We start from the raw sequence: 23,473 nt of genomic DNA on the forward strand, positions 1-23,473 counted from the left end.
TTATGAACCACCTACTCTAAATTGTAGTGAAATATTTAAAAATAAGAAGAAACAGATGAGTATTTACGCATCCAAAAAAGTCGTCGCTATAGGCGGCGGACACGGGCTAGGACGTATGCTAGCGGCTTTAAAAGATTTCGGTTCTAACGCAACCGGTATTGTTACCACTACCGATAACGGCGGCTCAACTGGTCGCATTCGCCACTGCCAAGGTGGTATTGCTTGGGGTGATACTCGCAACTGTATTAATCAATTGATTACCGAACCCTCGATCAGTTCGATGATGTTTGAATATCGCTTCAAAGGCGCAGGTGAGCTGAATGGACACAACCTTGGTAATTTAATGCTAACTGCTTTAGACAACCTATCGGTACGCCCCCTCGATGCAATCAACCTGATTCGCAATATGCTGAAAGTGGACGTCAATATCGTGCCAATGTCGGAGCATCCTTCTGATCTGACTGCTTTGTCTTTGGATGGTCGCTGGGTTACAGGTGAAACCAATGTCGATGAAATGCAGGAAAACTTGCGCCGTTTAGACTTGTCGCCTGAAGTACCAGCTACGAAAGAGGCGGTAGCGGCAATCAGTGCTGCAGATTGTATTATCCTTGGCCCCGGCAGTTTCTTAACCAGTGTAATGCCGCCACTGTTACTGCCAGAGATCGGCAATGCCATTAAACAAAACATAAAAGCAAAATTGATTTTTGTCGAAAACTTATCGCCAGAGCAAGGTCCGGCGGGAAGAATGTCACTTCAACAAAAATTGGAATGGTGTGAGAGAGCATGTCATGCTCGTGGTATTGATGTTGTGATTGGCGACACGCCTCATCCAGAGCTCGCTGAACGATGGAATTGTGTCACCAACGACTTAGCCTCTCCCAACCGCGACTGGCGGCATGATCGCGTAAAACTTCAGCAAGCGATTGAAGCTCAGTTAATCGGTTAATTCCCTATGGAATTACCTAATAATTAACTTGGCTCCATCAAGTTGGAATAACAGCGATGCGTTTCTTCAATCAAACTCAGCATCGCTGCCGATTCTTGAGCTTCATCAAATGACTGCTGTTCTTTCGCTTTCGCGTCAATCTCAACGGCTTTAGCACATAATCTATCAGCACCAAAGCTCGATGCGCTACTTTTTAGAGCGTGGCTAATCTCTTTGAGATACTCAAACTTGTTACTTAGCGTGTCATCAGTAAGCTTATGAGAGTAGTCACTAAGCTCCCCTAGAAAGATCTGCAACAATACAGGAACGTTCTCTTCACCAATTTCCTGAGCTAAATGTGCAATTTTATTTTGATTTATTAATTCCATTTCGATTAATTCTCTTTGGCGTTCCATGCTTGAATTTTACGATAGATGGTTGAAGGGCTAACATCTAAATAACCCGCGGCTTTAGGAATATTGCCATCACAAGCATCAATCGCTTGTTCAATGGCTTGCTTCTCTGTTAACCATAGTGGAAAAATATCGTGTACGGTGACACTTTTTGTATCAGTCTCTGAATTCGAATTGGGGATACGGATTTGATTATCCAGCACTTGATTCAAAGGTGGTGGCAGCATAGTTAGTTGGATCTCACTACCTTGGTTCAAAACAACAACGTTACGTAAAACATTTTGTAGTTGGCGAACATTACCGGGCCATTCATACTGTGTAAAACGCTCAACCACCTCAGGCGCTAGACGGACAAAGCCTTTTCCTTCTTCTTTCGACATGAAACCTAACAACGAATAAGCGATTTCAATAACATCATCACCTCGTTCTCGCAAAGGGGGTAAATGCAAAGGGATTACATACAGTCGATAGTACAAATCTTCTCGAAAACGCCCTTCTTGAACTTCTTTCCAAGGGTCACGGTTGGTTGCACAAACAAAACGCACATCCACACTTTTCATTTTAGACGAACCGACTTTTTGGAATGTACCCGTTTGTATAAAACGCAGTAGTTTGGTTTGTAAATCCAAGTCCATTTCACACAATTCATCCAAGAATAGAGTACCACCATCTGCTAACTCGGCAGCACCTTGTCGGTCGGTGGCTGCACCAGTAAATGCACCTTTGACGTGACCAAACAACTCACTTTCTATCAAATCTTTAGGAATCGCCGCACAATTGATGGCAATAAACGGTTTATCACCGCGCTTACTCGCAGCATGAATCGCTTCGGCGCACACCTCTTTACCTGTACCACTCTCACCTGTGATAAAAATACTGGCTTTACTGGTTGCGGCAGAGTCAATAGTACGATAAACCGACTGCATAGTTTGGCTACTTCCAATAAAACCTTGGTAATTCTGATTACCCGGATTACCGACGTCATCTCGTAATTTGCTTGCTTTGCGAATGGCGTTATTGACCGTGACACGCAAACGGTCCGCTTCACAGGGTTTAATCAGAAAGTCTTGTGCCCCATGACGCATTGCTTCAACGGCAGTATCAATCGAACCGTGTGCTGTCATGAAAATCACAGGGACGTCAGGATATTGATCTTTGACCGCGTGCAAGACGTCCATACCAGTCATATCCGGTAATCGAAGATCGAGCAAAATTAAATCTGGCTCTCGATGGGCCAAGCTTTCTATTGCGTCGCGGCCGGTCCCGACGATATTAATATCGATTTCAAGAGGCGTTAAATAAGAACGATACAACGCCGCAACAGACGCAGTATCTTCGACCATCAGAAGATACTTAGTCTTCCGTATTGATAAACTCGATTGCATAACCTAGCCATTAACATTTGCAGTATGCCTTAATTGTTGCATTAAGGTTTGCATTTTGCAAAAAAAAAGTTAGAGAAAGCCGATAGTTTAAAGCCCACATCACACTTTAGGGCTTAGTTAAGCTTGGCATGGTATATGCCTTAGCTTATATGACCCTTAGGGGTCACCTAGCCAACTGACGTTGTTAGTGAATAAAGTATTCACAAATAACAGCCAATAGAGTCTCTTTTCTATTGGCTATTTTTTTAACTATTGGTTATGAACTGCTGACGTAACTTCTCAATCTCATCTCGTTTCTGTGCTGCTAATTCAAATTCCAAATCTTGCGCATGTTTATACATTTTAGCTTCTAATTTACTGATCTCTTTCTCTAATTGCAGTGGTGTTAACGCGCCATAGGTTTGAGAGCTTTCGGCCACTTTCGATAACGGAACTTGAGCGCTAGCACGCTGTTTTTTCGATTTGGTGATGTCACCCAATTCCATAATATCTTTGATATTACGTTTAAGGGCCTGCGGTTGAATGCCCAGCTCCTCGTTGTGCGCTTGCTGCTTTTGACGACGACGCTCGGTCTCATCCATCGCTTTCTTCATCGAGTTAGTGATACGGTCTGCATATAAAATCGCTTTGCCTTCGATATTACGTGCGGCACGACCAATGGTTTGAATCAGCGATCGTTCTGAACGTAAGAAGCCTTCTTTATCTGCATCCAAAATAGCAACCAACGACACTTCTGGCATATCCAAACCCTCGCGAAGTAAGTTGATACCCACTAATACATCAAACTCACCCAAACGAAGGTCACGAATAATTTCAACTCGTTCAACTGTGTCAATATCCGAGTGAAGGTATCGAACTTTTACTCCATGCTCATGCAGATATTCGGTTAAATCCTCTGCCATTCGTTTAGTCAGAGTGGTAACCAATACTCGCTCTTCCTTGGCCGAACGGATTCGAATTTCAGACAACAGATCATCAACTTGTGTCGCCACCGGGCGAACCTCCAGCACAGGATCAAGCAAACCCGTTGGACGAACAACTTGATCGACAATCTGACCTTGCGATTTTTCCAATTCGTAGTTACCCGGTGTCGCCGAAACAAAAATAGTTTGTGGCGCGAGTGATTCAAACTCTTCGAACTTCAATGGGCGGTTATCTAGGGCAGAAGGCAAACGGAAACCAAATTCGACCAACGTTTCTTTGCGCGATCGATCCCCTTTAAACATTGCGCCAATTTGCGGCACGGTGACGTGAGATTCATCAATAATCAACAAGCCATCATGAGGCAGATAGTCAAAAAGTGTTGGCGGTGGCTCACCTTCATTACGACCACTGAGATAGCGCGAGTAGTTTTCAATACCAGAACAGAATCCAAGTTCATTCATCATTTCAATATCAAATTGAGTGCGCTGCGATATCCGTTGTTCTTCGAGCAATTTGTTATTTTCAAGCAGATAAGCTTGACGAGTTCGCAGCTCTTCTTTAATCAGTTCTATTGCATCTAATATTCGCTCTCTAGGAGTCACGTAGTGAGTTTTGGGATAAACAGTATACCTTGGCAAGTCACGCTGAATCATCGCCCCTGTTAGCGGATCGAACAGGCTGATGCAATCAATCTCATCATCAAACATTTCGACTCGTACAGCGGCATAGTCTGACTCGGCTGGAAATATATCAATCACTTCACCGCGGACTCTGAATTGACCACGTTCAAACGCCATGTCGTTACGTGTGTATTGAAGCTCCGCTAAACGGCGGATAATATCGCGCTGATCCATCACATCACCACGGCGGACGTGCAGCATCATCTTTAAATACGAATCTGGATCACCCAACCCATAAATAGCGGAAACCGAAGCAACAATAATTGCATCTTTACGCTCTAACAGTGCTTTGGTCGCGGAAAGCCGCATTTGTTCTATATGGGAGTTAACCGAGGAGTCTTTTTCTATAAACGTGTCCGTGGTTGGCACATAAGCTTCTGGTTGGTAGTAATCGTAGTACGAGACAAAATACTCAACCGCATTATTGGGGAAGAATGATTTCATTTCCCCATACAATTGAGCGGCTAAGGTCTTGTTAGGTGCCAATAAAATTGCTGGACGCTGAGCTTGCGCAATGACATTGGCTAAAGTAAACGTTTTGCCCGACCCCGTCACACCCAATAAGGTTTGATGAGCAAGCCCTGCGTCTAACCCAGCAAATAACTGTTTAATCGCCGTTGGTTGATCCCCCGACGGTTGATAGTCTGATACCAATTCAAACGCTTTGTTCATAGTTCCTCTAACCAATGCCTGTGACCTCTCAAGCATTCTCGCTGTTAGCGAGGTTTTGTTGCAAGCAATTCATCAAAATAGTTGTGCAGAAGATCGAGCAAGCATCGAAAAAACCACTAGATTACCACTTTGGAGTTTGCTATCATCCTCCACCCAATTCGTACAAAAATCAGCCTTGTACAAAAAAATAATCCACTTGTTTTCCCCAAAATACTATTGAAAATCGATATTTTTATTTTTACGCGATGTAACCACCACCACAATCGTCTCGGTTGATAAGTCATAAAAAAAACGTAAAAACAAACAGTTAAATACAAGATTAACGGTAAATCACATTTGAGTAATTACTCAATATTTATCCTAAAAACAAGTTGCGCAAGGTTCATTAACACACTTATCCACAATTTTGGTGGATAAGTAAACCTAGCCTAATACTGATAAGGGATACAAAAAAGTAAAGCATTTTTAATGGGAAAATTTATTTTTTATTGATGTAAAAAGGTTGACACTAAACATCTCGCTAGCTAACATTCGCACCGCTTAAAGCAATTCCCCCTTAGTTCAGTCGGTAGAACGGCGGACTGTTAATCCGTATGTCGCAAGTTCAAGTCTTGCAGGGGGAGCCAAATTCAAGAAAAAAGACGTCCTAGGACGTCTTTTTTTGTATCTAAACCTAGCTATTTCAAGGGATTGTATTCTCTTAACGTATTTTCCTGACTAGTACTAGCTTAGAAGTTTAGGTATACAAATTCGGTAAACATGCCCCGTATTTACCGGAAAACCTCAGAGCAATTACTGAAGTTGGACAAACAATAATGCTCTATTGGTAACTGCCTAGCCAGTACTTACTACCGCTTGTCCCTGACAGTACATAATCTTCCTACCTAAAGTACGTCTAGACATAAGCGGTCAATCAAGAGTCATCGAACGAGGTTTATCTTATGCAGAACTCCTAACTAAGTATGGATTAACTCGTTTTACTTTTTATAGACTAAGCAAAATAAAAGCTCTCGCAGCTTATTCCATTTTATAATTGCATCATGCATACCTCTTAAGGTTTGGTTCTGATAATTTGCTTAAACCCAAGTCATCGAGAATGAGTAACACACAAGGGACAATAATGGATGCCAATAGGGTTGCCGATATCAAGCCAAAGGCGATACTGGCAATCAGCGGGATCAGGAACTGCGCCTGAGTACTGCTCTCGGTTAACAAAGGTAACAGCCCGGCAAAGGTGGTTAGCGAGGTGATAAAGATAGCTCGGAATCGATCATGAACGGCCTCACGGCAAGCATCCATCAAGCTGACGCCTTTGGCTATGTTCTCTTTAATAAAGGTTACTAGCAGAATATTGTCGTTTACGACAATACCGGCAAGCGTTGCAAAGCCAACCAGACTCGGAATCGTCAAATCGATTCCCATCCCCAAGTGCCCCCAAACGACACCTATCCACCCCATAGGAATGGCGAGTAATACCGCAATCGGTTGAGTATAGCTTTGGAATAAAAAGGTCAGGATCAAATAAATACCGATGACACCCATAGTAAAAAAGGTTTGCAGGGATGAGCCGGTATCGGCGCTTTCTTTGTCTTGTCCCTGAGAAACAAAGCTAACATCTGGGAAACTCTTTTTAGCATTGGGGACAAACGTCGTATAGAACTGCTGCATTATTTCTCTGGAGTTGGCAATTTGGGTATTGATATTGCCTTGAACTGTTACCGTATTGATACCGTTGATTCGGTTAATTCTAGAGAATGTTTGCTGTTCTTCAAAATCAGCCACGGCAGACAACGGAACAAGTCTACCGTTGGAAGCCGTCACCATAAGGTCCTTTAGCTCGTGCAAACTCGCTTGGTGAGTAAACTCGTCAAGACGGACAGTAATATCAATAATCTCACCGCTCTGGAACACAGTTAGATCCGTACTGCCTTTTACCGCGCTGCGAAGTGTCTGGGCTAGCTGTGCTGAGTTAACGCCCATAACACCTGCTTCGTCTTTAAGTTTTACGTGAATTTCAGATCTACCGTAACGCAGATCACTAGAAAGATTAAAGACGCCATCAAAGCCTTTCAGCCACTTGATAAGAGAGCGGCTTACCTTGTTTAGTTCTTCAAGAGAGTTGCCCTGAACACGAATATCAATACCATTGCCTGCAAGCCCCCGTTCTTTATCGGTAAACTTAAGTGAAACGACGTCTGCAGTGGGGCCTGTCTTATCCTTCCAGCTTTGCACCAGATATTTGATGCTCTCTTGACGCAGCTGCGCCGGAAGTAAATCCGCACTGACTGTCGCCATATGAGGCCCAGATTCGTTGGCATCTATATTGGTGTTGTACATAATGGTTTTGCTTTTCACCAGTGGCTCTGAATCGGGAAATTTTTCCGAATATTCCTGATTTATTTTATCCAGAGCTTTGGATATTTTTGCAACCACGTCCTCTGTTTGAGAAAGCAGGCTTCCTTGAGGAAGTAGAACACGCGCCTGAAGCGTGTCACTTTCCAGTGATGGCATCGCTTTAAATTTAAGAAGCCCTGCGGAGAAAGTTGCGGTTGAGAGCAGTACGACCATAGTCAGAATGCCCAGTGTCAGGTAAGGCGCATTCATTGCTTTAACAGACAGAGGAACAAAGAACTTGTCTCTTACTCTTTCAAAACTTCCGATAAACTTTTCTCGCACAGGGTTTGATCCTGATTCCAAATGGCTGTGCGCAAGATGCGCCGGAAGAATCAACAAGGCTTCAATCAGGCTTACTAGCAAAGTAATTAGCAAAACAATCGGAATATAACGCAGCACCTCTCCCATATTTCCGCTCAGGAACATTAGTGGGCCAATAACCATCAAGGTTGTGGCAAATGAGGCGATAACACCGGGAAGTACCTGTATGGTGCCCTTAATTGCCGCTTCAACTGGCGGCATACCCGCCTGCCTTTTGGCTGCGATATTTTCTGCAATGATCAGAGAGTCATCCATTAACAGGCCGATAGCAACAATGAGGCCGACCATGGTCATCATATTCAAGGTGTAGCCCAGCATATACATGACAAAGATTGCGCCTAGGAATGAGACAGGAAGCCCCAGCGCTACCCAGAAGCTAAAGCGAAAATTAAAGAAGGCCCAGAGCATCAGAAATGCCAATGCCAGCCCCTGAACACCGTTGCTGGTTAAGATTCTCAGCCTATCTTCAATATTAACGCTGACATCCTGAGTAATGGTAAATTCCACACCTTGTGGCGCTCTCATCTGCTCTTTTTCGACGAGATTAATAATCGCCTCTTTTACCCTCAGAGAATCCTGGAAATAGGTTTTGGAGATTTGCAGTAAGGCCGCTCGCTGGCCTTGGAAGATAATTTGGTCCTCTTCAGTGGCGAACTTCTGTTCAATTTCTGCAATATCACCCAGTGTAACCTGAGTACCAAGCTCGCTGGATTTCACTATGATTTTTTTAAAATCGTCGACTTCGCTGCCCAGTTGATTAAAACGTACACTGAGTTCTTCCAGATCGTTAGTAAACACGCCAGCAGGGGTGTTTATACTTTGTTGCTGAACAAGGTTGGACAGGTCAGAAATACTGAGTCCGTATTGCTTAAGCTTCCATTGGGAAACACGAATTTCTATCTCTTGTTCGGAGAAGCCGCCAACGGAAACCTGCGCGATTAATGGATGTGATTTTATCCTGCGTTTAACATCCTGAGCATAAAGGTAGAGATCGCTTGCAGACATATTTCCAGTTATAGCGACGCTTGCTACCGTTGCGATCCTGTCTAGTTTCGTCACGGTTATCTGCTCAACTCTGTCGGGAAAATCATTGATGGAGTTTACTTGTTGCTGAATATCTGAGGTGAGTGCATCGATATTTTCACCGTCATCAATTTCAACATTGCCGATAGCCATATTCTCTCTAGCATCGCAGGTTAACTCTTTGATTCTGTTTAATTTATCCACAGCCTCTTCTAGCGGGGTACAAATTTCTTCAACCACTTCAGAAGGGGAAGCGCCCGGATAACTGACTCGAATTTCGATATCTTTGGTTTGGGTTATCGGGAAGGTGTCTTTTTGCAGTTTCGGTAGCGCAAAAGCACCAAGCAAAAGTATCGCCACCATCAGCACATTGGCACCGGTCGCGTGACGGGCGAAGAATGAAATCATAATTTGACCTCACTCTTTGGTTTATCTAATTTAAATCCGGTTTCTTTATCCAACCACTGGTTGATATTTTTATCGGGTTGCGGTTTAAGCAACATTCCCTCTACTGCTGGTGAAAGCTTGCTTAATACAACAATATCGTCCTGCTGGATGCCAGATTTGATAACAGCAATCTGACCCTGAACAAAATCAACCTTTACCGGCTGAATTTTCAGTTTACCGTCCTGAACCAAATAGACTTTATCGTTATGGATAGCGGTCAGGGGAAGTAGGGTCTGCTTGCTCATCACTGGTGCTTTCAGGGTCACTTTTACAAAGGTGTCTCTAATGAGAGGTGGACGTTGGCCCGGAGACGCCTGCTTGAGCGGATTATCAATTTGCACCACGATGCTCTGGCTTTGTGTCTGTACGTCAATATGGCCACCCGAACGACTGACGTTCGCATCCCATGAGATAAGATGCTCTCCAACGTTCAGCTCGACAATTGCCTCAAGGCCTGTGTAGTCGTTACTGTTTGCTTTACTCAGCACTTCCGATCTTCTCAAAGGGCGCATTTTGCCAAGCGGGAACTGGGCATTGATCTCAACCGCATCGATGCCATCGGCTTTTAGCATGATCTCGCCTTTGTTAACGTATTCTGCCAGACCAACCATTTTATCTGTAACTCTTACATCGAAAGGTGCTTTGATGATGGTGTGCTCAAGATCGCGTTTGGCTAAAGCCAGTTCAGTCAGCAGTACCTTTTGTGTCGCTTTATTAATAGCAAGGTTATTTTTTTGTGTCTGGAACTGCTGTTGGCTGTTGAGAAGGTCTTTGGTGGCTTTATCTTTGTCTGTTTTGGATATATGCCCGGATTTACTCAGGCGAACCGTACGCTCATATTCTGATTTCTGCACCTGATACTCTTGCTCAGAAATATTCAGCGTTTCCAGAATCGTTTGATCGGTGAGTTTTGCGACTTCAAGTTCAGCCTCTAGACGGGCGATAGAGAGTTGATAAGAAGAGGGATCCAGTCTGAGAATTTCATTGCCTTGTTTGATTATGTTGCCATCGTGGAAGTTATCATTTATCCAGACTACCGCACCTTCCAATTCCGCTTGTGCTTCCCAATCTCTTGCGGGTTGGGTGTGACCATAACCAATAGCAGAGGGTTGGATATCTCGTGGCGCAACTTTAAGTACCCTCACCACTTTTTCCCCTTTATTATCAATTATCTTTGGTGGCTCGGCTTTCATTGCTGGTGCAGATACGAGTATTGCAGCACCAATAAGAACGGGAGGGATAAATAAAAATCTTTGCGTCCATTTAAATCTTTTCATGCAATACCTTGTATAAATTAATATGACTTATATTAGAACCCTCTAAATAAAGGTAGCATATTACTACCCTGCTCTGTTTTGACTTTGTTCACTTTTATAAACATAGAATCACTTTAGAATAACAAGGTTCCCGAACTACAGAGGTTAGATTACTAAAGGGTTTTGGCTTTTGGGCAACGATGTGCAGCATGAGTGCCGAGACTTAATTAGGCATGTAAAACTTACTGGCATTGGCGACAAATTTTTCAATCAGGTATTAGTAAATATACCCCTGTACGTCATAGCCTTGTTGGCTATTCATCGGGATCCAGTTGATCAGCATAAGAAGATTGATACTGGTAACTTAGCATTCCACTGCTCTCGATATCATTCATCTCTAATAAACGCCTCGGCTGCAACAAAGCCTTGGGGGAAAGGTGGGAATAACTCTCAGTCCATAACTTCCCACTCATTAATGAACAAAATCCCACCAACAATCTAAAACCTTATCTTTCCTTGGTTGTTATTACCCTTGCAAAGCACGATAATGACCGGATCGGAATTTAAGATTGATATAACTATGACCGAATATTTTTTGTTGTTAGTTGGCACAGTACTGGTCAACAACTTTGTACTGGTAAAGTTTTTGGGGCTTTGCCCTTTTATGGGTGTCTCAAAAAAACTAGAAACGGCAATAGGCATGGGGTTGGCGACGACATTCGTACTAACCTTAGCCTCTGTGTGTGCCTACCTAGTTGAAAACTACATACTCCACCCATTAGGCATTGAATACCTGCGCACGATGAGCTTTATATTAGTTATTGCGGTGGTGGTGCAATTTACCGAAATGGTGGTACACAAAACTAGCCCAACGTTGTATCGCCTACTTGGTATTTTTCTTCCTTTGATCACCACTAACTGCGCTGTTTTGGGTGTGGCTCTGCTCAATATCAACGAGAACCACAACTTTATTCAGTCCATTATTTATGGGTTTGGTGCTGCCGTCGGGTTTTCATTGGTATTGATTCTGTTTGCCTCAATGCGTGAACGCATCAGCGTGGCCGATGTACCCACGCCTTTTAAAGGGGCCTCTATCGCGATGATTACCGCAGGTCTTATGTCTCTTGCTTTTATGGGCTTTACGGGGTTAGTGAAACTGTAATATGAGTACGATACTAATCGCTGTTCTCGCGCTTGCTGCTCTAGCCGCCATTTTTGGTGCTATTTTGGGCTTTGCTTCTATCCGCTTTAAAGTGGAAGCCGACCCTATCGTCGATCAAATTGACGCTATTTTACCGCAAACTCAATGCGGGCAATGTGGATACCCAGGTTGTCGTCCTTACGCTGAAGCCATTGCTGGCGGAGACAAAATCAATAAATGCCCACCAGGTGGCCAAGCAACCATCGAAAAACTGGCCGATTTAATGGGCGTCGAAGCAGAAGAGTCAGCCCACGACCTTGATAATAAAGTGAAAACCGTTGCATTTATTCATGAAGATATGTGCATCGGCTGCACAAAATGCATTCAAGCTTGCCCTGTGGATGCGATTGTCGGCGGCACTAAAGCACTGCATACCGTTATAAAATCGGAATGTACTGGCTGTGACCTTTGTGTTGCGCCTTGTCCAACTGACTGTATTGAAATGATTCCAGTAGAACAAACCACCGATACTTGGAAGTGGCAAATGAACGCCATTCCTGTTGTTGATGTTACCGATTCTGCATCTCAATCGCAGAAAAGCGTGAATTAAGGACTGGTATGTTGCCATTAATTGAACAAATTAGAACGGGTGCGCTTTGGAGTTTTCCTGGCGGCATTCACCCACCAGAAAACAAACGTCAATCAAACCAAACACCATTGATTGCCGCATCCATTCCCAACGAAATCGTATTGCCTTTAAAGCAACATATTGGCCGCGCAGGTGATTTACTGGTAACGGTTGGTGAGCGTGTACTGAAAGGACAACCTTTAACCCAGTATACATCAACCTTCATGCTGCCTGTGCATGCCCCTACCTCGGGAACAATTTCTGCAATTGAACCACGTACTACCGCACACCCTTCAGGGCTGAGCGAAATGTGTATCGTCATAACAGCAGACCAACAAGATGAATGGATCGCGCGCACTCCTATAGCTGATTACCAGCAGAAAACACCAGAGCAACTGATTGAAGTAATTCGCCAAGCGGGTATTTCAGGGCTAGGTGGCGCAGGCTTCCCAACAGCTAAAAAAATACAATCGGGCTTGGCTCGTACAGAAATACTGATCATTAATGCGGCCGAGTGTGAACCTTACATTACCGCCGATGACGTTTTGATGCAGCAACATGCAGAAGAAATCATCCTAGGCATTAGCATCGTTGAACACATACTCAAACCCACATTGACCATCATTGGTATTGAAGATAACAAACCCGAAGCAATTCGAGCATTAGAAAAAGCGGCTATTAATAAAAACATCGTGATCCGCGTTATCCCAACCAAATACCCGTCTGGTGGCGAAAAGCAGCTGATTAAGCTGCTGACTAACCAAGAAGTTCCCGTCGGGAAAATTCCAGCTGATATCGGACTTATGGTGCAAAATGTTGGGTCAATTTATGCTATTAAGCGTGCTGTAATTAACGGTGAGCCGTTAATCAACCGAGTGGTGACACTAACTGGCAAGACGTTCAAGCAACCTCGTAATGTATGGGTATTACTAGGCACTTCCGTGCAACATTTACTGGAGCAGTTTGGTTATACCGCTGATAAAAAACTGCCGAGGTTGATTATGGGTGGCCCAATGATGGGCTTTACCTTGCCTCACTCTCAGGTGCCCATCACCAAAACAACCAACTGTATTCTTGCTCCTACACGTAAAGAAATTGCATCGGCACAACACGAAATGGAATGTATTCGCTGTGGGCAATGTGCTGAAGTTTGTCCCGCATCATTACTCCCCCAACAACTGCAATGGCATGCAAAAGCACAAGAATATGACAAGTGTGAAGAACTGCATCTACAGGACTGTATTGAGTGTGGTGCATGCGCTTATGTGTGCCCTAGTGAAATTCCTTTGGTGCAGTATTATCGTCAAGCAAAAGTGGAAATAAAAACACGTAAGCAAGAAGCTGAAGCAGCAGAGCGCGCCAAGCTACGCTTTGAAGAGAAAAAAGCGCGCTTAGAAAGAGATAAAGCTGAGCGTGAAAATCGCTTTAAGAAAGCCGCTGATGAACGCCGCCAAGAGATGAAAAAAACAGGTGGTGATGATGCTGTTGCAGCCGCTATCGCGCGCGTTAAGGCACAAAAATCCCAAGCTGAAACTAAGGATTCACCTGACGTTAAACCTGCTGTGGCAGCCGCTATAGCCAGAGCAAAAGCTAAACAGGCGCAAGCACTGCAAGCAGGCGAAACGCAACCTGACAATTCTGAAATGATAAAGCTTCGAGAAGAGCGAAAACGCCAAGCAAGAGAGCGAAAAGCGCTATCGAGCGGTGCCGAAGAGCCTGTGGTTACTGACACTACGGATAAAAAATCGGCAGTGGCTGCGGCCATTGCGCGTGCTAAAGCGCGTAAAGCCGAGCAACAAACAGAGCCGTCACACACTCAAACATCAGTGGAACCAACTGAGCAAGACGACCCGAAAAAAGCCGCGGTAGCGGCGGCCATTGCACGGGCTAAAGCACGCAAAGCCGAGCAACAAACAGAGCCGTCACACACTCAAACACCTGTGGAACCAACTGAGCAAGACGACCCGAAAAAAGCCGCGGTAGCCGCAGCCATTGCCCGGGCTAAAGCACGCAAAGCCGAGCAACAAACAGAGCCGTCACACACTCAAACACCTGTGGAACCAACTGAGCAAGACGACCCGAAAAAAGCCGCGGTGGCGGCGGCTATTGCACGGGCTAAAGCGCGCAAAGCCGAGCAACAAACAGAGCCGTCACACACTCAAACACCTGTGGAACCAACTGAGCAAGACGACCCGAAAAAAGCCGCGGTGGCGGCGGCCATTGCACGGGCTAAAGCGCGCAAAGCCGAGCAACAAACAGAGCCGTCACACACTCAAACACCAGTGGAACCAACTGAGCAAGACGACCCGAAAAAAGCCGCGGTAACGGCGGCCATTGCGCGTGCTAAAGCACGTAAAGCCCAACAACAAAAACAAGTTAATGAAAACAATGAGGAGAATGAGTAGTGGCCTTTTTTATTGCCAGCTCCCCCCACGCGCACAGTAAGCGCAGCACCTCAGACTTGATGAAGTGGGTAGCTTTGTGCGCTATCCCTGGACTGATTGCACAAAGTTATTTCTTCGGTTGGGGCACTATTATTCAGCTCATATTGGCCATTGTGATTGCTTTATCACTTGAAGCCGGAGTAATGCTGCTGCGCAAACGCAACCCAACTCGCTCGCTGAGTGATTACAGCGCATTGGTCACCGCATGGTTATTAGCTATTGCCATTCCTCCGATGTCACCTTGGTGGGTGCTGTTTATTGGTCTGCTTTTTGCCATTGTGATCGCAAAACATCTATATGGCGGAATCGGACAAAACCCCTTCAACCCAGCAATGGTTGCTTACGTGGTTTTGCTGATCTCATTTCCAGTACAGATGACCAGTTGGATAGCACCGAACGCATTGGCACCAGAGCCCATTTCATTTAGTGATGCATTTTCACTCATTTTTAGCGGCTTTAATATTGAAGGGCTTTCACTACAACAAATTCGAACCGGCATTGATGGCGTTACTATGGCAACACCACTAGATTCGGTAAAAACATCACTGCGCGCAGGTCAAACTGTGTCTGAAGCCATGACGCATCCACAATTTAGTGGCTTAGCGGGTATTGGTTGGGAATGGGTCAACCTCGCCTATCTAGCCGGTGGACTACTGCTAATAAAGCTGCGCGTCATTAACTGGCATATTCCTGTTGCTGTGCTGGGTGGTTTGCTGTTTGCCAGCCTTATCACTCAACTCATTGCTCCAGGAACAACAGCATCACCGCTGATTCATTTACTTTCTGGTGCAACAATGTTGGGGGCATTCTTTATCGCCACCGATCCTGTCACCGCCTCGACCACAGTAAAAGGTCGTCTTATTTACGGTGCATTCATTGGCATGATGGTCTTTGTTATTCGCAGTTGGGGTGGTTTTCCCGATGGCGTTGCCTTTGCCGTATTGCTAGCAAACATGTGTGTACCGTTGATCGACTACTACACTAAACCTCGTACTTATGGTCATTAAGGAGCACTATGTTAACCGCCATTCGTAAAAACGGTTTGATCCTTGCTATCTTTGCTTGTGCTTCGACAGGCGTTGTAGCCTTAACTCAGTATCTCACTGAAGAGCAAATAAGCAGACAAGAGCAAGCGCAGTTGCAGTCGATCCTCAACCAAGTCATTGCTCATGATGCACATGATAATGAGCTATATAAATCCTGCACACTGGTTAAAGACCCAGCACTAGGAACTGAGCAGCAGATGCATGCTTATATTGCAACACTCAACGGTCAGCCGAGCGCGTTAGCGATTGAAGCAATCGCGCCTGATGGCTATAACGGTGCAATAAAAATCATTATAGGTATCCAACAAGATGGAACGATCACTGGCACGCGAGTTTTAGCGCATCAAGAAACTCCGGGGCTGGGTGACAAAATCGACCTGCGTGTCACAGACTGGATATTGAATTTCACAGGCAAACAAGTGACCGCACAGAATCTGGATACTTGGAAGGTGCGCAAAGATGGCGGACAATTTGACCAGTTCACTGGCGCAACTATCACACCAAGAGCTGTAGTGAAAGCGGTCAAAAATACGGTTGCTTTTGTTAACAACAACCGTGCACAGTTATTAGCTCAACCTTTTGACTGCCAAGGAGCCAACGATGACTGACCACAAAACGCTAATTAAAAATGGTATGTGGAGCAACAACCCAGCGTTAGTACAGCAACTTGGGTTATGTCCATTGCTTGCCGTATCGTCAACCGTGACCAATGCCTTAGGTTTGGGCATCGCAACCTTATTGGTTTTGGTGTGCTCTAATGTCACTGTCTCTTTGGTTAGAGATTATGTACCAAAAGAAGTCCGTATCCCCGTATTTGTGATGATCATCGCTGCACTGGTTACCTGCGTGCAATTGTTGATGAACGCTTACGCTTACGGCTTGTATCTCTCGCTTGGGATCTTCATTCCTCTCATTGTAACCAACTGCATCATCATTGGTCGCGCTGAAGCATTTGCATCAAAAAATGCAGTATTACCTTCTGCTCAAGATGGATTTTGGATGGGAATGGGTATGACCACTATTTTAGTGGTTCTAGGTGCAATGCGCGAAGTGATTGGCAATGGCACACTGTTTGATGGCGCCGATTTATTGCTAGGAGATTGGGCGACCATGCTGCGTATCGAAATATTCCATTTTGATAACAGCTTCTTACTTGCCCTGCTTCCACCTGGTGCGTTTATTGGGGTTGGTTTCTTGATTGCGGCTAAAAACATTATCGATAGTAATATTGCTGCTCGCCAGCCAAAAGAACAAAAGCCAGCCATAGAACGAGCACGTGTGACCAACGCCTAATATAAGTCAAAATACAAAGGAAGCAGCCAGCACGATGAACAATAGCAAACGAGTCGAGATTCTCGAACGCTTAAGGGAAAACAACCCCAAACCGGAAACTGAACTCAAATGGACAACACCTTTTGAGCTGCTTATTTCAGTATTGCTTTCCGCTCAAGCGACGGATGTCAGCGTCAACAAAGCAACGGACAAGCTCTACCCGATTGCCAACACCCCACAGGCTATTTTCGATTTGGGTGTTGAGGGACTGAAAGAGTATATAAAAACCATTGGGTTATTTAACTCCAAAGCTGAGAATGTGATTAAAACCTGTCGAATTTTACTCGACCACTATCATGGTGAGGTTCCTGAGAATCGAGAAGCATTAGAATCGCTCCCCGGTGTCGGGCGGAAAACGGCAAATGTCGTCCTCAACACCGCTTTCGGCTGGCCGACTATCGCGGTAGATACACATATTTTCCGTGTTTCGAATCGTACAAAATTTGCAGTTGGTAAAAACGTTGATGACGTCGAGCAAAAACTGCTAAAAGTCGTCCCTAAAGAATTCAAAATTGACGTTCACCATTGGTTGATTCTTCATGGTCGCTACACCTGTGTGGCAAGAAAGCCCCGTTGCGGTAGCTGTATTATTGAAGACCTTTGTGAATACAAAGAAAAAACTGAACTATAAAAACTTGCCAAGAAGCTAGGAGCCCATCATGTCAAATAGTCGTATTTTGCACACTATGCTACGCGTCGGTGATTTAGATAAATCCATCGAGTTTTACACCAAAGTTATGGGTATGCAGTTACTGCGCACCAATGAAAACACTGAGTATAAGTACACATTAGCGTTCCTAGGTTATGGTGATGAGTCACAAGGCGCAGTGATAGAACTGACCTATAACTGGGGCACCACCAGCTATGACCTTGGCAATGCATTTGGCCACATAGCCATTGGTGTCGAAGATGTCTACACAACCTGTGACGCGATTAAAGCGGCTGGCGGTAATGTCACTCGTGAAGCAGGGCCAGTAAAAGGCGGTACTACCCACATCGCTTTTATAAAAGACCCTGACGGCTACATGATTGAACTTATCCAAAATAAGCAAGCTTCAGCGGGATTAGAAGGCTAATTAAGCATAAGCTAGATATAGAAAAAGCAGCCATCGCTGCTTTTTCTATATCTATTGAGCTGGATTAGATCAGTGTTCGTCCCAATGAGATAACCACTCTTCGGTTTTTATCTTTGCCGATTGGTGATGCGTTATCAGCGATTGGTCTGCGCTTACCATAACCTTGCACTTGAATGCGGTCTTCAGGTAAACCTAATGATTTAAAATAATCCCTTAAGACTTCAGCTCGACGTTCTGAGAGATCTTGGCTTACGCTCTTACCATCCACTGAATCGGTATAGGTTGAAACCAAAACTAAGTCGATGTCTTGGTTATAACGGATATATTCTGCAATTTGTGCGAGTCGTTTTTGCGATGCTTTATTGAGTTGTACGTTATCACGGTCGTAATGCAAAATCGTAAAGGAAATGTCTTCAAAGCTGTACGGCAGCAAATTGCTCACGCAATCACTAAATATATTGTATTTTTCTTGGAACAGCACTGATGATAGTGCTACTTCGATGCGCTGATCTCTGCTTTGCCAATCTTGATAACTAAACGTCGGGTAACGTCCTTTCTCTAATTCACTGAGTATACTCCACGCGGTTTGCCCACCAATATAGCCATCAAACTGCTTAAAAAATTGCAATGTCGTAATACGATCAGCACTTTCTCCCGGACGCCAACTTGGTGGTAATGAAACTAAACTCACATTACGGGTTTCACCCATTGGGCGACGCATTTTTAGTTCAAAATCGAGATTTATCTTTTTGTTTGCTCGTGAAGAGAACTCGGCATCACCATAATTAGGGATAGGATGTACTAAACGACATTCCAGTGGTGTATTAGCCACCATTTGCCACGTAGACTGCTGCGGCGTTGCCACATAACGCTTTTCCATCGCAAATGTCGCAACAGAATTTAAAGCGAATGTAGTAAAAATAGTAGCGATAACCCATTTATTCATAATGGCTGTATTCTCCGAGCGGTACTGCAATGGTGGCGGTCAATTGCCACTTGGTTTTCCATTGTACCAAGTTATGCAAAAATCTAGCCACACTAATTGTCACGCCCGAGCAACTAGAAGTGTTCAGTGTGGCAGTAACGTGTGCAAATCCTCCTCAGATAAATGGCTTTTTATTCACATGTTCGGTTTTTATCGTAGAGAGAATCTGCAATAATGCCAGCCCTGTCACACAAACAAGAGCTAGCATGACTGACATAAATGAAGCATTGACATTGAAAAAACGTTTTCGTGGTTATTTCCCCGTCGTTATTGATGTAGAAACGGCCGGTTTCAATGCAAAAACCGATGCACTATTAGAGATCTGCGCCATTACATTACGTATGGATGAACATGGCGACCTCCACCCAGCATCGACGATTCATTTTCATGTAGAGCCTTTTGAAGGTGCCAACCTTGAAAAAGAAGCGCTCGAATTTAATGGTATTCGAGACCCTTTTAGCCCTTTACGCGGTGCTGTGAGTGAGTCTGAAGCGCTCAAAGAAATTTATAAGTTAGTGCGCAAAGAACAGAAAGATAATGATTGTAGCCGTGCCATTATGGTGGCACATAACGCGACTTTTGATCTTAACTTTGTCATGGCCGCCAGCGAACGCTGTAAGTTAAAACGAGTTCCTTTCCACCCCTTTGCAACGTTTGATACTGCCGCTCTCAGTGGTTTGGCTTATGGCCAAACCGTGCTAGCCAAAGCGTGTAAATCTGCGGGGATGGATTTTGACAACAAAGAAGCGCATTCAGCGCTCTACGATACCCAAAAAACAGCCGAACTTTTTTGTGGCATCGTCAATAAATGGAAAGCCTTAGGAGGCTGGCCACTTATTGAACCATCAGATGATAATAAGTAAACACAACTAACCGAGAAAAATATGAATCCTGTAGTAATTTCTGTATGTATCATGCTGCTATTAGCACTGATGCGTGTGAATGTCGTGGTTGCTCTGACATTCAGTGCGATAGTCGGTGGTTTAGTTGCAGGGATGAGTTTAAACGACGCTGTTTCTGCATTTGAAAGTGGCCTAGGTGGTGGTGCAACCATCGCATTAAGCTACGCTATGTTAGGGACTTTTGCGGTAGCAATTTCCAAATCAGGTATTACTGATTTATTAGCTCAAAGCGTTATCAAGCGTATCCATGGCAAAGAAAACAGCGCAGCCAGCACTGGTTTGAAATATGCCGTATTAATTGCGTTGGTGTTGGTGACCATGTCCTCTCAAAACGTAATTCCTGTTCATATCGCCTTTATCCCGATTTTAATTCCACCTCTACTAGGCGTTTTTGCAAAACTAAAACTTGACCGTCGTTTAGTCGCTTGTGTGTTAACGTTTGGTTTAATCACCCCTTATATGGTACTGCCTGTTGGCTTTGGCGGTATTTTTCTCAATAACATCTTACTTAAAAATCTGCGCGATAATGGGCTTGAAGGCGTCACAGCAAGTCAAGTGCCTGTTGCGATGATATTCCCAGCAATGGGCATGATTTTTGGCTTATTGGTCGCAATTTTCTTTACTTACCGTAAACCGCGTGAGTATAAAGAAACGGAACTCACCACTGTTCATACAGAACCAACTGCGATCAACAAAAAGCACATTTTTATTGCAGGCTTAGGAATTGTGACCGCCCTTGCCGCGCAACTGTCGACGGGTTCGATGATCATCGGCGCACTGGCAGGCTTTATGGTGTTCACTTTTGGTGGTGTAATTGCATGGAAAGAAACTCATGATGTGTTTACCAAGGGTGTGCATATGATGGCGATGATCGGCTTTATTATGATTTCCGCAGCCGGGTTTGCAGCCGTAATGAAGCAAACAGGCGGTGTTGAGTCATTAGTTGAAGCACTATCCACCACTATTGGTGACAACAAGGCTCTCGCGGCGCTGCTCATGCTCGTGGTTGGCCTATTAGTTACCATGGGGATTGGCTCTTCGTTCTCAACCATTCCAATTATTGCAACTATTTATGTACCGCTTGCGATCGCATTTGGTTTTTCACCAATGGCAACCATTGCGCTAGTCGGCACTGCGGCTGCGCTAGGTGATGCGGGCTCTCCTGCCTCTGACTCCACGTTAGGTCCAACATCAGGCTTAAATGCTGATGGCCAACATGAGCATATTTGGGAAACGGTCGTACCGACCTTTATTCACTACAATATTCCATTGATCGCTTTTGGTTGGCTTGCCGCCATGGTTTTATAAGCTGCATAAGCTACGAATGTAAAAAAGGCTTCCATCACGGAAGCCTTTTTATTGAGCCTTTAACAACGCCAAACTACGCACCTTCGTTATGCAGTTCCAAGTTGGCAAGATCTTGCTGCATTTCTCGAACGGTTTTCGAATCATCGTTACGCATCGATTCAAGGTAATCAAGGTATTGCTGGTCGATATCACCGGTTACATATTCGCCATTAAAAACTGAAGCCTCAAACTTGGCGATATCTTGATTGCCAAGACCCACTGCTTCGACAAGATCTTCAATGGTTTGGAATATCAGCGCATCAGCCCCAATTTGTTTACAGATTTCGTCGGTATCGCGGCCATGAGCAATTAACTCATTCGCACTTGGCATATCGATTCCGTACACATTTGGAAAACGAATTTCAGGCGCGGCTGAAACCATATAGACTTTGTTTGCACCCGAGTCTCGAGCCATCTCAATGATTTGTTCTGATGTAGTACCACGCACAATAGAGTCGTCAACTAGCAGTACATTCTTGCCTTTAAATTCAGAACGTATCGCATTAAGTTTACGGCGCACTGATTTTTTGCGCTGTTGCTGACCTGGCATGATAAAGGTTCGACCTACATAACGGTTCTTTACAAAGCCTTGACGATATGGAATATCAATAGCCTGAGCAATTTGAAGCGCGATATCACATGACGTTTCTGGAATAGGAATGACTACATCAATATCAAGGTCTGAATATTCATTTTTGATACGCTCACCCAATTTTTTACCCATTTCAACGCGCGCACTGTAAACCGAAATTTTATCAATAAACGAGTCAGGACGAGCAAAGTAAACGAATTCAAAAATACATGGGTTAAGTGTTGGATTATCGGCACATTGTTTAGTAAACAGTTGACCATCAAACGTCGCATACACCGCTTCACCAGGAGCAATATCACGCACAAAATCGAAACCAACAGCATCAAGCGCTACCGATTCAGAAGCAGCCATGTATTCGGTGCGTCCATTAAGCTCACGCTTACCTAAGCATAATGGGCGAATGCCATGCGGATCACGAAACGCAATCAAACCATGACCAATAATCATCGCCACAACTGCGTATGCTCCACGAATGGTGCGATGTACATTTGATACGGCACGGAATACATCATCTGACGTAACATTACCTTTTACGGTGTCAATTTCATGCGCTAGTACGTTAAGTAGTACTTCAGAGTCAGAGGTGGTATTGATATGACGGCGGTCTTTTTCAAACAGCTTTTGACGAACTTCATTAGCGTTTGTAAGGTTACCGTTATGAGCAAGAGTGATACCGAAAGGAGAGTTTACGTAGAAAGGTTGAGCTTCAGAGGCGCTAGAGCTGCCTGCAGTAGGATAACGTACATGCCCTATTCCAACCGTTCCTTGAAGACGCTGCATGTGTTTCGCTTCAAAGACATCCTTTACTAAACCGTTCGCCTTACGCAGACGAAAACGATTGCTTTCTATGGTACAAATACCAGCGGCATCTTGGCCACGATGCTGTAATACCGTTAACGCGTCATAAATAGACTGGTTTACAGGCGTTGTACCCACGATTCCAACAATACCACACATGTCCTAATCCTCGATTTGCGACAATAACTGGCGCTAAATCGCGCCAGATAGAAAACTTGATGTTGCTTGTAAGTGCTCAAAGAACGGAGCAATAATGCGGCTAAATTCCGGCACCAATTGCGACCCTTTCCACCACTCTGAACTCGGGAATGCGGTAAACGCATCCATAAAAAACAAGGCTGCAGAAACAATCAACACACCACGCAATGCCCCAAAGACAATACCTAATATGCGATCAGTTCCAGATAACCCAGTTTTTTGTACTAGTTGAGCAATCACATAATTGATGATCGCGCCAACAACGAGTGTTGCAACAAACAATGCTGCAATGGCTGTGCCATTACGAAACATGTCATCATTAATATTAGTAAAATACACCGCAAGTTTTGCGTAGTACTGGCTGGCGATAAAAAAAGCACCAAACCATATCACTAATGACAAAGCTTCTTTAGCAAAGCCACGAACTAAACTGATCAATGCCGATAGGCCGATCACACTTAAAATGACAATATCTAACCAATTCATGAGTTCTTACATCTTAAGTTGGCGCGCATTTTAACAGAAAAAAACGCGACGCAAACGT

The 23,473-nt window shown here is 44.4% G+C and carries 19 protein-coding genes, 1 tRNA gene and 1 pseudogene; 13 read left to right on the plus strand and 8 right to left on the minus strand.

All coding sequences use genetic code 11. The features are described 5' to 3' along the window. Nucleotides 1-55 precede the first annotated feature (55 nt). A complete protein-coding gene (locus MCT08_RS10915; RefSeq protein WP_172531907.1) occupies nucleotides 56-946 on the plus strand; it encodes a YvcK family protein in 891 nt (296 codons plus the stop codon). Between the two features lie 23 nt (nucleotides 947-969). Here MCT08_RS10915 and luxU read toward each other — a convergent pair whose 3' ends face one another. The 3 genes from luxU to uvrB form a co-directional block, all read right to left on the minus strand. Further along, a complete protein-coding gene (gene luxU, locus MCT08_RS10920) occupies nucleotides 970-1,314 on the minus strand; it encodes a quorum-sensing phosphorelay protein LuxU (protein ID WP_053310208.1) in 345 nt (114 codons plus the stop codon). A gap of 5 nt (nucleotides 1,315-1,319) precedes the next feature. After that, nucleotides 1,320-2,723, minus strand: a complete 1,404-nt coding sequence (gene luxO, locus MCT08_RS10925; RefSeq protein ID WP_053310209.1) for a quorum-sensing sigma-54 dependent transcriptional regulator LuxO — start codon at nucleotides 2,721-2,723, stop codon at nucleotides 1,320-1,322. Between the two features lie 245 nt (nucleotides 2,724-2,968). Continuing rightward, nucleotides 2,969-4,999, minus strand: a complete 2,031-nt coding sequence (gene uvrB / locus MCT08_RS10930) for an excinuclease ABC subunit UvrB (protein WP_168522836.1) — start codon at nucleotides 4,997-4,999, stop codon at nucleotides 2,969-2,971. A gap of 550 nt (nucleotides 5,000-5,549) precedes the next feature. Between uvrB and MCT08_RS10935 the strand changes: the two genes are divergently transcribed. Continuing rightward, a tRNA-Asn gene (locus MCT08_RS10935) sits at nucleotides 5,550-5,625 on the plus strand. A 121-nt stretch (nucleotides 5,626-5,746) separates the two neighbouring features. After that, nucleotides 5,747-5,826: pseudogene (locus tag MCT08_RS10940) on the plus strand (transcriptional regulator); the annotation flags it as partial. Nucleotides 5,827-6,037: 211 nt separating this feature from the next. Here MCT08_RS10940 and MCT08_RS10945 read toward each other — a convergent pair. Together MCT08_RS10945 and MCT08_RS10950 are read right to left on the minus strand one after the other, a co-directional pair. Next, nucleotides 6,038-9,145: an efflux RND transporter permease subunit gene (locus tag MCT08_RS10945; RefSeq protein ID WP_274678409.1), complete on the minus strand. Its 3,108-nt coding sequence runs from the start codon at nucleotides 9,143-9,145 to the stop codon at nucleotides 6,038-6,040. Continuing rightward, a complete protein-coding gene (locus MCT08_RS10950) occupies nucleotides 9,142-10,461 on the minus strand; it encodes an efflux RND transporter periplasmic adaptor subunit (protein ID WP_274678410.1) in 1,320 nt (439 codons plus the stop codon). The genes MCT08_RS10945 and MCT08_RS10950 overlap by 4 nt, the downstream gene beginning before the upstream one ends. Nucleotides 10,462-11,020: 559 nt before the next feature. On the opposite strand from MCT08_RS10950, the gene rsxA reads away from it, so the two are divergent. The 8 genes from rsxA to gloA are packed head-to-tail and all read left to right on the plus strand — an operon-like array spanning nucleotide 11,021 to nucleotide 18,107. Continuing rightward, nucleotides 11,021-11,602, plus strand: coding sequence for an electron transport complex subunit RsxA (gene rsxA, locus MCT08_RS10955; RefSeq protein WP_053310213.1), 582 nt, complete (start codon nucleotides 11,021-11,023; stop codon nucleotides 11,600-11,602). A gap of 1 nt (nucleotide 11,603) precedes the next feature. Continuing rightward, nucleotides 11,604-12,191 (plus strand): electron transport complex subunit RsxB, encoded by a 588-nt coding sequence (rsxB, locus tag MCT08_RS10960; RefSeq protein ID WP_053310214.1) that lies wholly within the window; start codon nucleotides 11,604-11,606, stop codon nucleotides 12,189-12,191. 8 nt (nucleotides 12,192-12,199) lie between these two features. Further along, a complete protein-coding gene (gene rsxC / locus MCT08_RS10965; protein WP_274678411.1) occupies nucleotides 12,200-14,614 on the plus strand; it encodes an electron transport complex subunit RsxC in 2,415 nt (804 codons plus the stop codon). After that, nucleotides 14,614-15,660 carry an electron transport complex subunit RsxD gene (gene rsxD, locus MCT08_RS10970; protein WP_053310216.1) on the plus strand — a complete coding sequence of 349 codons (1,047 nt, stop codon included), beginning with the start codon at nucleotides 14,614-14,616 and terminating at the stop codon, nucleotides 15,658-15,660. Before rsxC ends, rsxD begins: the two co-directional genes overlap by 1 nt. Before the next feature lie 8 nt (nucleotides 15,661-15,668). Beyond that, complete coding sequence (gene rsxG / locus MCT08_RS10975; protein WP_168522877.1) at nucleotides 15,669-16,307, plus strand: electron transport complex subunit RsxG; 639 nt, start codon at nucleotides 15,669-15,671, stop codon at nucleotides 16,305-16,307. Next, nucleotides 16,300-16,992: an electron transport complex subunit E gene (locus MCT08_RS10980; RefSeq protein ID WP_172531969.1), complete on the plus strand. Its 693-nt coding sequence runs from the start codon at nucleotides 16,300-16,302 to the stop codon at nucleotides 16,990-16,992. The genes rsxG and MCT08_RS10980 overlap by 8 nt, the downstream gene beginning before the upstream one ends. Before the next feature lie 34 nt (nucleotides 16,993-17,026). Then, complete coding sequence (gene nth, locus MCT08_RS10985; RefSeq protein ID WP_171981097.1) at nucleotides 17,027-17,662, plus strand: endonuclease III; 636 nt, start codon at nucleotides 17,027-17,029, stop codon at nucleotides 17,660-17,662. Nucleotides 17,663-17,690: 28 nt separating this feature from the next. Continuing rightward, nucleotides 17,691-18,107 (plus strand): lactoylglutathione lyase, encoded by a 417-nt coding sequence (gene gloA / locus MCT08_RS10990; protein WP_168522881.1) that lies wholly within the window; start codon nucleotides 17,691-17,693, stop codon nucleotides 18,105-18,107. Between the two features lie 64 nt (nucleotides 18,108-18,171). Here the strand turns inward: gloA and motY are convergent, their stop codons facing one another. Beyond that, nucleotides 18,172-19,053, minus strand: coding sequence for a flagellar protein MotY (gene motY / locus MCT08_RS10995; protein WP_274678412.1), 882 nt, complete (start codon nucleotides 19,051-19,053; stop codon nucleotides 18,172-18,174). Nucleotides 19,054-19,298: 245 nt separating this feature from the next. Between motY and rnt the strand changes: the two genes are divergently transcribed. Further along, on the plus strand, nucleotides 19,299-19,955 hold the full coding sequence (rnt, locus tag MCT08_RS11000) for a ribonuclease T (RefSeq protein ID WP_053310222.1): 657 nt from the start codon (nucleotides 19,299-19,301) through the stop codon (nucleotides 19,953-19,955). Nucleotides 19,956-19,976: 21 nt separating this feature from the next. After that, a complete protein-coding gene (locus MCT08_RS11005; protein ID WP_053310223.1) occupies nucleotides 19,977-21,302 on the plus strand; it encodes a Na+/H+ antiporter family protein in 1,326 nt (441 codons plus the stop codon). A 73-nt stretch (nucleotides 21,303-21,375) separates the two neighbouring features. Here MCT08_RS11005 and purF read toward each other — a convergent pair whose 3' ends face one another. Both purF and MCT08_RS11015 read right to left on the minus strand, forming a co-directional pair. Continuing rightward, nucleotides 21,376-22,890 carry an amidophosphoribosyltransferase gene (gene purF / locus MCT08_RS11010; protein WP_168780402.1) on the minus strand — a complete coding sequence of 505 codons (1,515 nt, stop codon included), beginning with the start codon at nucleotides 22,888-22,890 and terminating at the stop codon, nucleotides 21,376-21,378. Nucleotides 22,891-22,923: 33 nt separating this feature from the next. After that, nucleotides 22,924-23,415 (minus strand): CvpA family protein, encoded by a 492-nt coding sequence (locus tag MCT08_RS11015; protein ID WP_053310225.1) that lies wholly within the window; start codon nucleotides 23,413-23,415, stop codon nucleotides 22,924-22,926. Between the last annotated feature and the right edge of the window lie 58 nt (nucleotides 23,416-23,473).

Source organism: Vibrio aestuarianus (assembly GCF_028858425.1).
GTDB lineage: Bacteria > Pseudomonadota > Gammaproteobacteria > Enterobacterales > Vibrionaceae > Vibrio > Vibrio aestuarianus.

Coding starts and splice junctions, on each gene's coding strand:
- motY (WP_274678412.1), bottom strand. CDS start 19,053: ATGAATAAATGGGTTATCGCTACTATTTTTACTACATTCGCTTTAAAT.
- rsxG (WP_168522877.1), top strand. CDS start 15,669: ATGTTAACCGCCATTCGTAAAAACGGTTTGATCCTTGCTATCTTTGCT.
- gloA (WP_168522881.1), top strand. CDS start 17,691: ATGTCAAATAGTCGTATTTTGCACACTATGCTACGCGTCGGTGATTTA.
- rsxA (WP_053310213.1), top strand. CDS start 11,021: ATGACCGAATATTTTTTGTTGTTAGTTGGCACAGTACTGGTCAACAAC.
- MCT08_RS11015 (WP_053310225.1), bottom strand. CDS start 23,415: ATGAATTGGTTAGATATTGTCATTTTAAGTGTGATCGGCCTATCGGCA.
- purF (WP_168780402.1), bottom strand. CDS start 22,890: ATGTGTGGTATTGTTGGAATCGTGGGTACAACGCCTGTAAACCAGTCT.
- MCT08_RS10950 (WP_274678410.1), bottom strand. CDS start 10,461: ATGAAAAGATTTAAATGGACGCAAAGATTTTTATTTATCCCTCCCGTT.
- MCT08_RS10980 (WP_172531969.1), top strand. CDS start 16,300: ATGACTGACCACAAAACGCTAATTAAAAATGGTATGTGGAGCAACAAC.
- luxO (WP_053310209.1), bottom strand. CDS start 2,723: ATGCAATCGAGTTTATCAATACGGAAGACTAAGTATCTTCTGATGGTC.
- rsxB (WP_053310214.1), top strand. CDS start 11,604: ATGAGTACGATACTAATCGCTGTTCTCGCGCTTGCTGCTCTAGCCGCC.
- MCT08_RS10945 (WP_274678409.1), bottom strand. CDS start 9,145: ATGATTTCATTCTTCGCCCGTCACGCGACCGGTGCCAATGTGCTGATG.
- MCT08_RS10915 (WP_172531907.1), top strand. CDS start 56: ATGAGTATTTACGCATCCAAAAAAGTCGTCGCTATAGGCGGCGGACAC.
- MCT08_RS11005 (WP_053310223.1), top strand. CDS start 19,977: ATGAATCCTGTAGTAATTTCTGTATGTATCATGCTGCTATTAGCACTG.
- rnt (WP_053310222.1), top strand. CDS start 19,299: ATGACTGACATAAATGAAGCATTGACATTGAAAAAACGTTTTCGTGGT.
- nth (WP_171981097.1), top strand. CDS start 17,027: ATGAACAATAGCAAACGAGTCGAGATTCTCGAACGCTTAAGGGAAAAC.
- rsxC (WP_274678411.1), top strand. CDS start 12,200: ATGTTGCCATTAATTGAACAAATTAGAACGGGTGCGCTTTGGAGTTTT.
- luxU (WP_053310208.1), bottom strand. CDS start 1,314: ATGGAATTAATAAATCAAAATAAAATTGCACATTTAGCTCAGGAAATT.
- uvrB (WP_168522836.1), bottom strand. CDS start 4,999: ATGAACAAAGCGTTTGAATTGGTATCAGACTATCAACCGTCGGGGGAT.